Raw genomic sequence first — 12,598 nt, 5'->3', positions numbered from 1 at the left:
AGAATTGGACTGTGACTACGCCCCGCGAACCATCCGGTCCCGACCGTGGTCGCCGGGACGGTAACGCCGCGGGCGCCCCGCCCGGCCGACACCCCGGCTTCGGGCAGTACCCGCCGCGTGCGGGTCATGACGAACAGCCGCGGCGGCCGTCCGCACCGCGCAAGGTCTTTCCCCGCCCCGACTCGCCTGATCCGCCGACGGTCAGGTCGCGGAGCCTGTTCCGGCGCAAGGCCGACCCCGCTGCCGCGGCAACTACACCGCTGCGTGGCGCTCCCGGCCCGAACCCACCACAGGAGCGGGGCCGGCCGGCCGACGACAAACGCGCCGCCGCGCCGCCGACCCGCCCGCTCCCCCGCGACGAAGAACCCGTCGACGACGAGGTCCAGCAGCGGATTCCGCGCAAGCTCACCGTGACCCGCGTCGCGGCCATGCGCAGCAGGGAACTCACCGAACGCGGCTTCGCGACCTTCCAGCGCGCCGCCAAGGCCGACGGCGCCGACCAGTCCGGCCTGACCGCGCTCACCTACGCCACGATGGCCAACTTCGCGCTCGACGCCGCGATCGCCGTCTCCCTGGCCAATACCTTGTTCTTCGCCAGCGCCACCGCCGAGTCCAAGACGAAGGTGGCGCTGTACCTGCTGATCACGATCGCCCCGTTCGCGATCATCGCGCCGCTGATCGGGCCGCTGCTCGACCGGTTGCAGCGCGGTCGAAGGCTGGCACTGGCGACGACGTTCGGGCTGCGCGCGATCTTCGCGGTGCTGCTGATCGTCGAGATCGACACGTGGGGGCTGTATCCGCTGGCCCTGTGCATGATGGTCGGCTCGAAATCATTCGCGGTACTCAAGAGCGCGGTCACGCCACGAGTGCTGCCACCGGATATCGATCTGGTCCGCACCAACTCACGATTGACCGTGTTCGGCCTGGTCGGCGGCACTATCGGCGCAGGTGCGCTGGCCGCGCTCGCCGCGCTGATCGCCGGCTCCACCGGCGCGCTGGTGCTGGCCACCGGCATCGCCATCGCCGGCGCGTACCTGAGTCTGCGGATTCCGTCGTGGGTGGAGGTCACCGAGGGCGAGGTGCCCGCGACGCTGAGCTATCACGGCCCCGACGCGCACACCGAGGTACTGGAGCCGGGTACGGAGTCGTCGGTGCCCGCCAGGAAGCGGCGTCAGCCGCTGGGCCGGGCGGTGGTCACCGGGCTGTGGGGCAACAGTTCGATTCGCGTGCTCACCGGTTTCCTGACCTTCTACATCGCCTTCGTCGCCAAGGGTTCCGGCGGCAGCCCGACCGAGCAGGCGGCCATGCTCGGGGCGGTCGGCGCCGCGGCGGGCTTCGGCAACTTCGGCGGCAACGCGACCGGCGCCCGGCTGCAACTCGGCAGGCCATCGCTGGTGGTGCTCGGCTGCACCGCCGCGTGCGCCGCGGTCGCGCTGTTCGCGATGCTGACCGGCAATCTGTTCGGCGCGGTTTTCGCCGCGCTGGTCGCTTCGGCGGCGAGCGCTTTGGCGAAGGTGTCGCTGGACGCCGCGATCCAGGACGACCTGCCGCCGGAGTCCATCGCGTCCGGTTTCGGCCGGTCGGAGACGGTATTGCAGCTGAGCTGGGTGATCGGCGGGGCGGCCGGTGTGCTGTTGCCGATCGAATTCTGGAAGGGTTTCGCGGTGATCAGCGTGGTCCTGGTTGCCGGGCTGATCCAGACCTTCGTCAGCTACACCGGGCATTCCCTGCTGCCGGGTCTCGGCGGCAACCGTCCGCAGCACGCCGAGCAGGAAGTGCCGACAACCCATCCGTTCCGGGCAGGCCCCGGTGCGGTTCCGCGAGGGACAGGAGACCCCATCCGGTGAGCAAGCTCAACGTCCGCACGATCGTCGCGCTGGTCGCGGTCGGCCTGTTCGCCGTCGCCGCGGTGACCGCCGGGCTGGTCGCGTACGCCGTGTCGAAGGCGCCCGAGCACCAACCGCAGATCACCGCGTTCGCGCACGGCGAGACCATCACCGTCGACCCGTTCATGTACTGCACCGTCACCATGCAGGACTGCCGGTACGGCGAGATGGCCGAGCTGCCGGTGCAGTCGGGCAAGCCAGTGCAGATCTCGCTGCCGGACCAGATCTCCGAATCGCCCTGGCTGGTGCAGCTGATCTACCAGCGTCCCTCCGGCGAGCAGGTCGACCGGGTGCTCAGCTTCGCCGACTACCCCGCCGGCATCCGCGCGCTCACCGTCGAATCCCAGCCCGAACCGGACCTGCGCCTGATCGGCATCGAGGTGCAGCTGCCGATCCTGGCCCGCGACACCGCCACCGGCCGCGAGAGCTACATCCCGCACGCCGCCTGGTCGATCGCCACCCCGGAGGTATAACGCCGAAAGCCCCGGCCTCGCAGGGAGGCCGGGGCAACAGAGCCGGAGCTAGTGGTCGAGTTCGCGGGCGACCGCGCGGACGACCTCGGAGATGCGCTGGGACAGCTTGCGATCCGGGTACTTGCCCCGGCGGAGGTCCGGCTGGACCTTGGTCTCGAGCAGCGTGATCATGTCCTCGACCAGGCCGTGCAGCTCGTCGGGCGACTTACGCGGGCCCGCGTCCTTACGGGCGGGCTGCTGAGACTGGTTGCCGCGCACGGTCGGCGGCGCCTCGAGCAGCTTCAGGCTGAGCGCCTGCGGGCCACGACGGCCCGCGGCCATGCCGAATTCGACGCGCTGTCCGGGCTTGAGCCCTTCGACGCCCTCGGGCAGCGCGGAGGAACGGACGTAGACGTCCTCGCCCTCGTCTTGGGAAAGGAAGCCGAAGCCCTTTTCGACGTCGTACCACTTCACCCGGCCGGTCGGCACTGCGCTCACCCGTTCATCATTCGACACCCGGACCCTTGTGGTCCGGGTTACTTCGTACTCTTTGTCGCGAAAAGAACGCGCCCCACAACAAGGCAGGACGCGATGTGTCCAGAGTCTACCCCGGTGGCCATACCGCGAGCACATCAGTTTTACGGTGCAACGGTGACCAACACACCTCCGCCCGCGGGCGGCCCCCGGCGTCCCAGTGATCGCCTGCTGCAAATCGCCGTCGCACTGTTCGGGATCGGGATCCTGGCCGTGGTCGCGATCTTCGTGACGCCGATCGTCTCCGACAGCTCACCGGGACTGTGGTTGTACGGCCTCGCGATGCTCGCGCCGGTAGGTTTCCTGCTCGGCCTCGTGTTCGCGTTGTGGTCGGGCCGTCGCGCGCGTTGACGCGTCAACCGGTTACCCCGATGGATCGATGCCAAGACAATGGTGTGATCCTCATCACATAACAGCATGGTCACGAAGTGAGCGTGCAACCGTCGCGCACACGCGGCACCCCGACTACCTGCGCGGACGCCTCCGGGATCACCCTGAGACCACCCCGATACCCCTCCGCACACGCCGGTTACCAAATAGTGACTTTCCCCGCTGTCCGTCGTACCGTTTCTCTCAGCCGGGGCAACCCCCGGAACCACCGGCCCGCCGCACCGAACCTCACCCCGCGGGTACCGGACCCCGATTGGAATCAGGGGTGAGGGCGGACCGGGAGACCTCTCAGTCCGGACCACATGCAGGTGCGCACGAGAGGAAGAAACCCGATATGAGTGGACGCCACCGCAAGCCGACTTCCACCGGCCGCACTGTCGCCAAGGTCGCCGTCACCGGCGCGATCATCGGCACCGCCAGTGCAGCTTTCGCAGGAAACGCCAGCGCGGCCCCCGACTCCGACTGGGATCGCCTCGCGCAGTGTGAAGCCGGCGGCAACTGGGGCATCAACACCGGCAACGGCTACCAGGGTGGGCTGCAGTTCTCGCCCTCCACCTGGAACGCACACGGTGGTGGCGAGTACGCCGCCACGGCCAACCAGGCCACCCGCGAACAGCAGATCGCGGTCGCCGAAAAGGTTCTCGCCTCGCAGGGTTGGGGCGCATGGCCCTCCTGCTCGTCCAAGCTGGGCCTGAGCAGCGGCCCGACCGAGCGCATCGCTCCCTCGGCCCCGAGCTGGGCCCCGCAGGTCAACGTCCCGCAGGTGCAGGATCCGAGCCAGGAAGTCTTCCAGGCCGTCGACCGCGCGCTCACCGTCGTGCAGCAGCAGGGTGTCGCCGTGCCCCAGCAGGCGCTCGATTTCTTCAACTCGGCCAAGGGCACTCAGCTCGACCCGGCCGTGATCGACTTCTTCGAGGCGAACAAGGGTCTGCTGCCCTCCTGATCGCCCCCGCAGACAACAAGAGCCCGCATCCCCTCAGGGATGCGGGCTCTTGTCTTTCCCGAACTAAACCCGGTTGATGACAGTCTGCGGGTGGATGTACGGCAGCTTGGCCGCCGGGACGGGAAACTCGGTGTCCTCACCGAAGGGCGAGAGATTACCGGCGCGGGTCGACGACAGTTCGGTCACGGCGTGCTCGCCGTCGGCCACCTGCGGCCAGCCGTTGTCGACGTAGGGTTTCTTCGATTTGTTCACCACGGGCTCATTCTGGCATACGCACAAAGTAGGCTGGATCGGATGATCGCGACGGACTCCCTCGCCGATTGGCTCGGTGCACGCACCGACGCCCAGCTGGTGAAACTGCTGCAGTTGCGACCCGATCTGGCGGTGCCGCTGCCCGCCTCGATGTCGGTGCTCGCGGTGCGCGCCCAGCAGCGGGCCTCGGTGCTGCGCGCCGCCGACGATCTCGACACGCTCGAGTTCGCGATCATCGAGGCGCTCACGGCCAACGAGGATGCGCGCACCATCGGCACCGCGATCACCCCGCTGTCCAAGACCACCCTGCACGCGCAGCTCAAGGACCGGGTCACCAAGACCGCGTTCACCGCCGCACTGACCCGCCTGCTCGACCGCGCGCTGGTCTGGCAGACCGGAGACGGCCTGCACTTGACGCCCAGCGCCGCCGAAGCCCTCCCCTGGCCCCTCGGCGCGACGACGGCGCTGCCGGACGCGCTCACCGAGCCCGAGGTCACCTCCGCGCTGGCACAGGCGAGTCCGGCCGAACGGGCGCTGCTGGAGAAGCTGGCCACCACGGGCCCGCGCGGGCGCACCAGGGACGCCGCGCCCGGGACGCCCCCCGACCGTCCGGTGCCGCGTCTGCTCGAGGCCCGGCTGCTGCACCGGATCGATGACGAGACGGTCGAACTGCCGGTGACGGTCGGCCAGGTGCTGCGCGGCGAACCGGTCACCGACCCGCACGCCCTCGCCCCGCCCAAGCCGACGCTGACCAAGCACGCGCCCGCCGAGGTGAACGCGGTCGGCGCAGGCGAAGTCGGTGAGCTGCTGCGCGATTGCGCCGATCTGCTCGACGCGCTGGGCCGTCTGCCCGCCCCCGCCCTGCGCGCCGGCGGACTCGGCGTGCGCGAATTGCGCAGGCTGGCCAAGCAGACCGGCGTCGACGAGCAGCGCACCGGCCTGCTGCTGGAATTGCTCGCCGCCGCGAAGCTCGTCGAGAAGGGCCTGCCCGAGCCGACACCCGAACTCGACACCACCGACGACTTCTGGGCCCCGACCCCCGCCGCCGACGCCTGGCTCGACGCACCGCCCGCGACCCGCTGGGTGCTGCTGGCACAGGCCTGGCTGGACCTGGACCGCATGCCCTGGATGATCGGCCTGCGCGACGCCGCCGACAAGCCGATCGCCGCGCTCTCGGCGGAGCTGCGCGTGCCGCACGCCGTGCGTGACCGGCACGCGATCCTCGGCCTGCTCGGCGAGTACCCGAGCGGCTCCGCGCTGTCCGCGTCCGATATCGGCAGGCTGCTGGCCTGGCGGATGCCGCGGCGGCGCAGGCACTTCCGCCTCGACGCGGTCACCGCGACCCTCGCCGAGGCCGCCACGATCGGCATGCTCGGCCGCGGCGCGCTCGACTCCGCCGCCAGGGCCCTGCTGCACGGCGCGCCGACCAGCGTCGCCGACGCCGAGGCCGAGATGGCCGCGGCACTGCCGGAACCGGTCGATCACGTGCTCGTCCAAGCCGACCTGACGGTGATCGCCCCCGGCCCGCTGGTACCGGAACTCCGCGCCAGGATCGCGCTGGTCGCCGATGTGGAGTCCGCGGGCGCTGCCACGGTCTACCGGGTCGGCGACGCCTCGGTGCGCCGGGCGCTGGACGCCGGGATGACGGCCGCCGAACTGCACGCCCTGTTCGCCAACCACTCCCGCACGCCGGTCCCCCAGTCGCTGACCTACCTCATCGACGACGTCGCCCGCCGCCACGGCCAGCTGCGCGCCGGCATGGCCCAGTCGTTCCTGCGCAGCGACGACCCGGCCCTGCTCGCCCAGGTCCTGGCCGCACCGGTGGCCGACACCCTGGCCTTGCGCGCGATCGCGCCGACCGTCGCCATCGCCCTCGCCCCGCTGGGCGAGCTGCTCGAACAGCTGCGGGCGGCCGGTTTCGCCCCGGCCGGTGAGGATTCCGCCGGCGCGATCGTCGACCTGCGTCCCCGCGGCGCCCGCATCGCCGTGCGCCCCCTGGCCCGCAAGCCGTACCGCCCGAGCCCCCCGAGCGACGAGCAGTTGTCCCTGCTGGTCACCGAACTGCGCGCAGGCGAACGCGCCGCGGGCGCCCGTACCGGCCAATCGGTGCGCACCGACGGCACCCGCACCGGCACCGCGGCCACCCTGGCCCTGCTCCAACTGGCCGCCAGGGTGGGCCGCCCGGTGAACATCGGCTACGTCGACGCGCAGGGCGTCGCCAGCCAGCGCGTGGTCGAACCGATCCGCGTCGGCAACGGCCAACTGGATGCCGTCGACCCCGTCACCGGCGCCACCCGCCACTTCACCCTGCACCGCATCGCGTCGGTAGCCCTACTGGACTGACACCGCCGCGCACCGCACTCCCCGACCTCGAGCCGCGAACTCGAGCGCGCCGGCACTCAGAATTACGGCTTGGCCATGCAGAACGTGGTCTTCGGGTCGGCGACCGTGCGGAACTGGGTCGCGTCGGTGCCGCACTGGAGTTCGTCGGCGACTCCGTCGATGCGCTTGACGACCTTGAACGTCGCCTCCGGCGCGGTGCAGGCGACGGCCTCGGCGGGGCGCGTGCCCGCGTCGGCGTAGCAGTTGCCCTGGGCGAAGTTGGGGGCCAGACAGAGACCGGTCTTGGTGTCGCCGACGGTGCCGTTGAAGGTGGCGTCGGAGACGGCGCAGGTCAGCGGGGCAGTGCCGACCTGGACGATCCGGTAGTTCGACGTCGCCGCCGAGCAGTCACCGACGCTCGCCTTCATCGCGTCGGCCGCGTTGTCGGTGACCTCGACGCAGGCGCCCTTGGTGACCGCGCCCGCGGACGAGTCGCTGTCCGACGAACAGGCGACGACCGCCCCGACCAGTGCGACCGTCGCCACGGGGGCGGACACGATCCGCGCCAGCAGTCGCTTTCCTGGGAAAATCACTGAAAACCTCACTCACCGAACGGTTCAGGCATACATGGCCGCCGGTGACGATACCCAAGCCGGTGTCGTCCGCGCTCGACCGCGTCGAACCCTGGCTACGATCACAAAGATGACCATCGACGACGTCGCAGGCGAGCTGTACGGCCTCGACCCGGGCGAGTTCGTGGCGACCCGCACCGAGCGGGCCGCCCAGGCCCGTGCGGACGGCGATCGCGACCTGGCCAAGGCCATCACCGCGCTGCGCAGACCCACGGTCGCGGCGTGGACGGTCAACCTGCTGGCACGGCACGCGCCCAAGGAGATCGCGGCGCTGCTCGACCTCGGTGACGCCCTGCGTTCGGCGCAGCGCCAGCTCTCCGGCGACAAACTGCGCGCGCTCGGCGCGCAACGCCAGCAGGTGGTCAACGCGATGACCAAGCGGGCGGGCGAACTGGCCGCCGAGCACGACCGGCCCGCGAGCGAACAGGTGCTGCGCGAGGTCGGCCAGACCCTCACCGCCGCGCTGGCCGATCCCGACGTCGCCGATCAGGTCCGCGCCGGTGTCCTGCCCGCCACCGTCACCTACGACGGTTTCGGCCCGGCCGGGCTGGTCGCGATCACCGGGGGCAAGGCCGCCGCGCCTGCGAAGCGCGCGAGCACCCGCCGTTCCGGCAAGTCACCGGAGGACGTCGAGGCCGCGCGCCGCGCCGAGGCGAAGCAGGAACTCGACGACGCCGAATCCGCGCTCGAGACAGCCCGTTCCGCGCGCGACGAAGCCGAAGCCGCCGCCACACGAGCCAAAACCGAACTCGAAGAGATCGAGTCCCGCATCGACAAGTTGCGCACCGAACTCGAGCACGCCGAGCAGCAGCGCCATTTCGCCCGCACCGCCGAGCATCAGGCACGCGGCGAATTGACTTCGGCGCGTAGTCAATTCGAGCGAATGCAACGATGGGCGGACCGCGCCCGAGCCCGGATGGACGAGGACTGACAAGGATTCAGCCAGCCAACGTGCCCGGGTAGAGAAATGCTTCCCGCGGCGGCGACGTCGAATCCAGCCACTCGCCCAGGAATTCACCGAGCGGCATCGAAGTCCGGCTCTGCAGGAACTCCCGGAATTCCGGCATCGAGGCATGGCCGTCACGACGCGCGTGCACGAAATCGCGGATGGCCGTGAAGAACACGTCCTCGCCGAGCAATTTGCGCAGCGCGTGCAGGAACAGCGGGCCGCGGTAGTAGACCGAGGTGAACTCGTTGCCCGCACCCGGATTCGCGAGCGCGATCTCCCAGAACTCGGGCTCGTCACGGAATTTCGCGATCGTCTCGCGGTATTTGGTGTCGACGTCGGCCTGCTCGACCCGCTCGATCCAGAGGTAGTCGGCGGTGTAGCTGGCGAAACATTCGTTGAGGCAGATGTCGGACCACTGCTTCACCGACATGGTGTCGCCCCACCACTGATGGGCCAGCTCGTGCACCACGGTGTTCAGATCGGTCCACGGCGCGTAGGTGGGCCGGGTCTGGGTTTCCAGCGCGAACGGGATCTCGGCGTCGACGTAGATGCCACCGGCGACGTCGAACGGGTAAGGGCCATACAAGTTTTCGAGGAAGTCGAGGATTTCCGGCAGGCGCTGTTCGTCCTCACGATTGCTTTCGGACTCCGGCGCGAAGGCGCTCAGCACCGGGGTGCCGTTCGCCCGCCGCTGTTCGAGGAAGGTGAAGTGGTCGACCGCGACCGTGGTCAGGTACCCGAGGACGGGCGACCTGGTCTCCCAGGTGGTGACGAGCCTGCCGTCGCGCACCTCGTGCACGGTGCGGTCGCCGGTCGACATCACCTCCCAGTCGGCGGGCACGGTGGCGTGCAGGGTGAAGGTCGCCTTGTCCAGCGGTGTGTCGTTGAGCGGATACCAGGTGCTCGCGCTGTGCGGCTGGCCGACGGCGAACGCGCCGCCGCTGGGCGCGTAGGTCCAGCCCTCGCCCGCGGTTTCGGCGGGCTGACCGGCGTAGTCGACGACGATCCGCATCGGCAGGCCGGGCGGCAGCGGGAGCAGCGGGGTGACGACCAGTTCGCGGTCGCCGTCACGGGTGAACGCCGCGGGCTGCCCGTTCACCGTCACCATCAGCACCTCGGGGCCGCGGTAGTCGAGGTTGAACTGGGCCAGCGGCTGGGTCGCGCCGGCATCGATGCGCGCGGTGCCGCGCAGGAAGGAGGTGGGCGGGTCGTAGTCGAGCGTCAGCTCGTAGTGGGCGACGTCGTAGCCGCCGTTGCCGTCCAACGGGTAGTAGGGATCACCCAGCCCCGGCGCCCCGATCAGCCCCGGATCCGCGTCGACCGGGCGGATACCGAGCGTCAGTATCGCCAGGATCGCGCAGATGGAGGCCGGCCATCGCATCTGGACAGGCACCTTTCGCCGGATCGAGCCCCGCGGACACAGTCCATCGTCCCAGCCGCGCCGCCAGGCTCCTAGCCAAGGTCGCCGGGCAGCTGCTGCGGATCGAGCAGCAGGCGCTTGGTCGCCGTGCGCCGCACCCGCGCGGCCAGCGAGAGGTTCGCGGCGAGCAACTGCCACTCGACCTCGGTGATCTCGCCACGGGCCCGCTCGATCACGGCGCTGTCGCGGGTGCCCCACGCGATCGGCATGGCCGTGACCAGCTGCCAGCGTTCGCCCACCTGCCGCGGCGCGCTGTCGGTGCGGACCGCGACCGCGGGCACCCGCTCCCCCGGCTCCGGCGCGTGGCCGGGCAGCGTGCGCACCTTGCGGGTGATCAGCGCCCAGCTACGCGTGGCCGCCGTGGGCTCGGCGACGTCGACGAGGGCGAGCAGCACGATGCCGGAACCCTCGGTCTCGGTGACCACGGCGGGCACCAAAGCACCGTCCTGGTACAGCTTTTCGATACTGGAGCGGTGCGGAGTCCACAGCGCGACCCACAGCGCGATCGCCGCGACGAGGACACACACCACCGCCAGCAGGTATCCCCACGCCTGCCCGCTCCCCAGCAGCGCGGTCGTGGCCGCGACGGCGAGCCCGGCGACCAGCAGTGCGACAACGCGCATCCTGCGTAACCCGGTGAACGTCTCGTTGACCGCATGAGCGTGCTCACGGTCGACCACGAATTCGAAGCGGCGCACGGTTCCTTCCTAGCACAAGTTGCGGAGGAGTTGCCTCCACTTATCTGGCGAGGACTTCACCGCACGGTACCGCGATCCGACCTGCCGATCAGCGCTACGCGCCGTCCATACAGGCGATCAGCGGCTCGAGCAGATCAGTCACCGATCGGCGGTCCGAGCAGATCGTCGGCATCGGTGATGCGGTACGCGTACCCCTGTTCGGCGAGGAACCGCTGCCGATGCGCGGCATACTCGGCGTCGAGGGTGTCGCGCGCGACCACGGAATAGAAATGCGCCTGTCCCCCATCCTGTTTCGGCCGCAACAGTCGACCGAGGCGCTGCGCCTCCTCCTGTCGCGAACCGAAGGTGCCCGAAACCTGCACCGCCACAGACGCTTCCGGCAGATCGATGGAGAAGTTGGCCACCTTGCTCACCACCAGCACCGGCACCTCGCCGGACCGGAACGCGTCGAAGAGCGCCTCGCGTTCCTTGTTCTTGGTGGCGCCGGTGATCACCGGGGCGTTCAGATCGATGCCGAGTTCCTCGAGCTGATCCAGGTACGCGCCGATCACCAGCGTCGGCGCGTCCTTGTGCCTGGCCAGGATGGACTCGACCACCGGGATCTTGGTGCGCGCGGTGGAGCACAGCTTGTAGCGCTCCTCCGGCTCCGCGGTCGCGTACGCCATCCGCTCGGCGTCGGTGAGCGTGACCCGCACCTCGATGCAGTCGGCGGGCGCGATCCAGCCCTGCGCCTCGATGTCCTTCCACGGCGCGTCGTAGCGCTTCGGGCCGATCAGCGAGAACACGTCGCCCTCGCGGCCGTCCTCGCGCACCAGCGTCGCCGTGAGGCCGAGCCTGCGGCGCGACTGCAGGTCCGCGGTCATCCGGAACACCGGCGCGGGCAGCAGGTGCACCTCGTCGTAGATCACCAGGCCCCAGTCGCGGCTGTCGAACAGCTCGAGATGCTTGTACTCACCCTTGGTCTTGCGGGTGATCACCTGATACGTGGCGATCGTGACCGGGCGGATCTCCTTGCGCTCACCGGAGTACTCGCCGATCTCGTCCTCGGTCAGCGTGGTGCGCGCCAGCAGTTCGCGGCGCCACTGCCTGCCCGCGACGGTATTGGTGACCAGGATCAACGTGGTCGCCTTGGCCTTGGCCATGGCGGCGGCGCCGACCATCGTCTTGCCCGCGCCGCAGGGCAGCACGACCACTCCCGAGCCACCGGCCCAGAACGAGTCGGCGGCCATCTCCTGATAGTCGCGCAGGTGCCACTTGGCGTCGGTGTAGTCCAGGCCGATGTCGTGCGCCTCGCCGTCGACGTAGCCGGCCAGGTCCTCGGCGGGCCAGCCGATCTTCAACAGCATCTGCTTGATGTGGCCGCGCTCGGACGGATGCACGATCACCGTGTCGTCGTCGATGCGGGCACCGAGCATCGGCGCGATCTTCTTGTGCCGCAGCACTTCCTCGAGCACCGCGCGATCCAGGCTCACCAGGCACAAGCCGTGCGCGGGATGCTTGACCAGCTGCAACCTGCCGTAGCGGCCCATCGTGTCGACGATGTCGACCAGCAACGGCTGCGGCACGGCGTAGCGCGAGAAGTTCACCAGCGCGTCGACGACCTGCTCGGCATCGTGCCCGGCCGCGCGGGCATTCCACAGCGCCAGCGGCGTGATCCGGTAGGTGTGCACATGCTCGGGCGCGCGCTCCAGCTCCGCGAACGGCGCGATGGCCTGCCGCGCGTTGCCTGCCAGCTCGTGGTCGACTTCGAGCAGCAGGGTCTTGTCGCTCTGCACGATCAATGGACCGTCGGTCACAGTGCTCCTCGGCGGCCGGAGCCGCGGGTTCGTGGCCTCGCGACCCTCGACTCAGCACTCGAGACTCGCGCCTGCGGCGCATGCGCTTCGACTGCTGGGGCGAGGGGCAGCCCCGAAAGGGCTCGTCAGCCCTGTGCGGGGTGCGTTCGGCCGGGATGTATCTCCGGTAGGTGCCGACGCGAGGGGGCGCTTCGGCAGCCTTTGTCGATTGTACGGACCGGGACCGACACGACCTGGGCCGATTCGCCTCGCCCGCGCGATGCCCGGGGTCCAGCTGGTGCCGACTGGACCGCGACAAGGCCGGGCTGACCAGGTCAGACTCGA

Annotated in this window: 12 protein-coding genes; 6 read left to right on the top strand and 6 right to left on the bottom strand. The window is 69.9% G+C overall.

Features of this window, described 5'->3' with window-relative positions; all coding sequences use genetic code 11:
- Window positions 1–11 precede the first annotated feature (11 nt).
- Window positions 12–1,847 carry an MFS transporter gene (locus IEY60_RS19200; RefSeq protein WP_229739952.1) on the top strand — a complete coding sequence of 612 codons (1,836 nt, stop codon included), beginning with the start codon at window positions 12–14 and terminating at the stop codon, window positions 1,845–1,847.
- Window positions 1,844–2,359 (top strand): DUF2771 domain-containing protein, encoded by a 516-nt coding sequence (locus IEY60_RS19195; protein ID WP_189030197.1) that lies wholly within the window; start codon window positions 1,844–1,846, stop codon window positions 2,357–2,359. Before IEY60_RS19200 ends, IEY60_RS19195 begins: the two co-directional genes overlap by 4 nt.
- 48 nt (window positions 2,360–2,407) lie before the next feature.
- On the opposite strand, the gene IEY60_RS19190 is transcribed toward IEY60_RS19195, so the two are convergent.
- Window positions 2,408–2,827 (bottom strand): cold-shock protein, encoded by a 420-nt coding sequence (locus tag IEY60_RS19190; RefSeq protein ID WP_189031244.1) that lies wholly within the window; start codon window positions 2,825–2,827, stop codon window positions 2,408–2,410.
- A 162-nt stretch (window positions 2,828–2,989) separates the two neighbouring features.
- Here IEY60_RS19190 and IEY60_RS19185 point away from each other — a divergent pair, with 162 nt between their 5' ends.
- Both IEY60_RS19185 and IEY60_RS19180 read left to right on the top strand, forming a co-directional pair.
- Entirely contained in the window at window positions 2,990–3,223 is a 234-nt protein-coding gene (locus tag IEY60_RS19185) for a hypothetical protein (protein WP_189030195.1), read from the top strand.
- 373 nt (window positions 3,224–3,596) lie between these two features.
- Window positions 3,597–4,205 carry a transglycosylase family protein gene (locus IEY60_RS19180; protein ID WP_189030193.1) on the top strand — a complete coding sequence of 203 codons (609 nt, stop codon included), beginning with the start codon at window positions 3,597–3,599 and terminating at the stop codon, window positions 4,203–4,205.
- A gap of 63 nt (window positions 4,206–4,268) precedes the next feature.
- On the opposite strand, the gene IEY60_RS19175 is transcribed toward IEY60_RS19180, so the two are convergent.
- The gene (locus IEY60_RS19175) at window positions 4,269–4,460 is read right to left on the bottom strand and encodes a hypothetical protein (RefSeq protein WP_189030191.1); all 192 of its coding nucleotides are present in this window, start codon (window positions 4,458–4,460) and stop codon (window positions 4,269–4,271) included.
- A 39-nt stretch (window positions 4,461–4,499) separates the two neighbouring features.
- Between IEY60_RS19175 and IEY60_RS19170 the strand changes: the two genes are divergently transcribed.
- Window positions 4,500–6,800, top strand: coding sequence for a helicase-associated domain-containing protein (locus tag IEY60_RS19170; RefSeq protein ID WP_189030189.1), 2,301 nt, complete (start codon window positions 4,500–4,502; stop codon window positions 6,798–6,800).
- A 62-nt stretch (window positions 6,801–6,862) separates the two neighbouring features.
- On the opposite strand, the gene IEY60_RS19165 is transcribed toward IEY60_RS19170, so the two are convergent.
- The gene (locus IEY60_RS19165) at window positions 6,863–7,372 is read right to left on the bottom strand and encodes an LppU/SCO3897 family protein (RefSeq protein ID WP_189030187.1); all 510 of its coding nucleotides are present in this window, start codon (window positions 7,370–7,372) and stop codon (window positions 6,863–6,865) included.
- 109 nt (window positions 7,373–7,481) lie between these two features.
- Here IEY60_RS19165 and IEY60_RS19160 point away from each other — a divergent pair, with 109 nt between their 5' ends.
- A complete protein-coding gene (locus IEY60_RS19160) occupies window positions 7,482–8,342 on the top strand; it encodes a hypothetical protein (RefSeq protein WP_189030185.1) in 861 nt (286 codons plus the stop codon).
- 7 nt (window positions 8,343–8,349) lie between these two features.
- Here the strand turns inward: IEY60_RS19160 and IEY60_RS19155 are convergent, their stop codons facing one another.
- From IEY60_RS19155 to IEY60_RS19145, 3 genes are all read right to left on the bottom strand, one after another.
- Window positions 8,350–9,741, bottom strand: a complete 1,392-nt coding sequence (locus IEY60_RS19155) for a M1 family metallopeptidase (RefSeq protein WP_189030183.1) — start codon at window positions 9,739–9,741, stop codon at window positions 8,350–8,352.
- Between the two features lie 71 nt (window positions 9,742–9,812).
- The gene (locus IEY60_RS19150; protein WP_189030181.1) at window positions 9,813–10,478 is read right to left on the bottom strand and encodes a DUF3239 domain-containing protein; all 666 of its coding nucleotides are present in this window, start codon (window positions 10,476–10,478) and stop codon (window positions 9,813–9,815) included.
- A 134-nt stretch (window positions 10,479–10,612) separates the two neighbouring features.
- A complete protein-coding gene (locus tag IEY60_RS19145; RefSeq protein ID WP_189030179.1) occupies window positions 10,613–12,274 on the bottom strand; it encodes a DNA repair helicase XPB in 1,662 nt (553 codons plus the stop codon).
- Window positions 12,275–12,598 lie beyond the last annotated feature (324 nt).

The sequence above is a fragment of the Nocardia rhizosphaerihabitans genome (assembly GCF_014646295.1).
Taxonomy (GTDB): Bacteria; Actinomycetota; Actinomycetes; order Mycobacteriales; family Mycobacteriaceae; genus Nocardia; species Nocardia rhizosphaerihabitans.
This window is presented reverse-complemented; position numbering and strand designations above follow the sequence as displayed.

What these genes read in the sequence shown, in the direction of transcription:
- IEY60_RS19180 (WP_189030193.1), top strand. Translation starts at nt 3,597, where the DNA reads ATGAGTGGACGCCACCGCAAGCCGACTTCCACCGGCCGCACTGTCGCC.
- IEY60_RS19170 (WP_189030189.1), top strand. Translation starts at nt 4,500, where the DNA reads ATGATCGCGACGGACTCCCTCGCCGATTGGCTCGGTGCACGCACCGAC.
- IEY60_RS19160 (WP_189030185.1), top strand. Translation starts at nt 7,482, where the DNA reads ATGACCATCGACGACGTCGCAGGCGAGCTGTACGGCCTCGACCCGGGC.
- IEY60_RS19155 (WP_189030183.1), bottom strand. Translation starts at nt 9,741, where the DNA reads ATGCGATGGCCGGCCTCCATCTGCGCGATCCTGGCGATACTGACGCTC.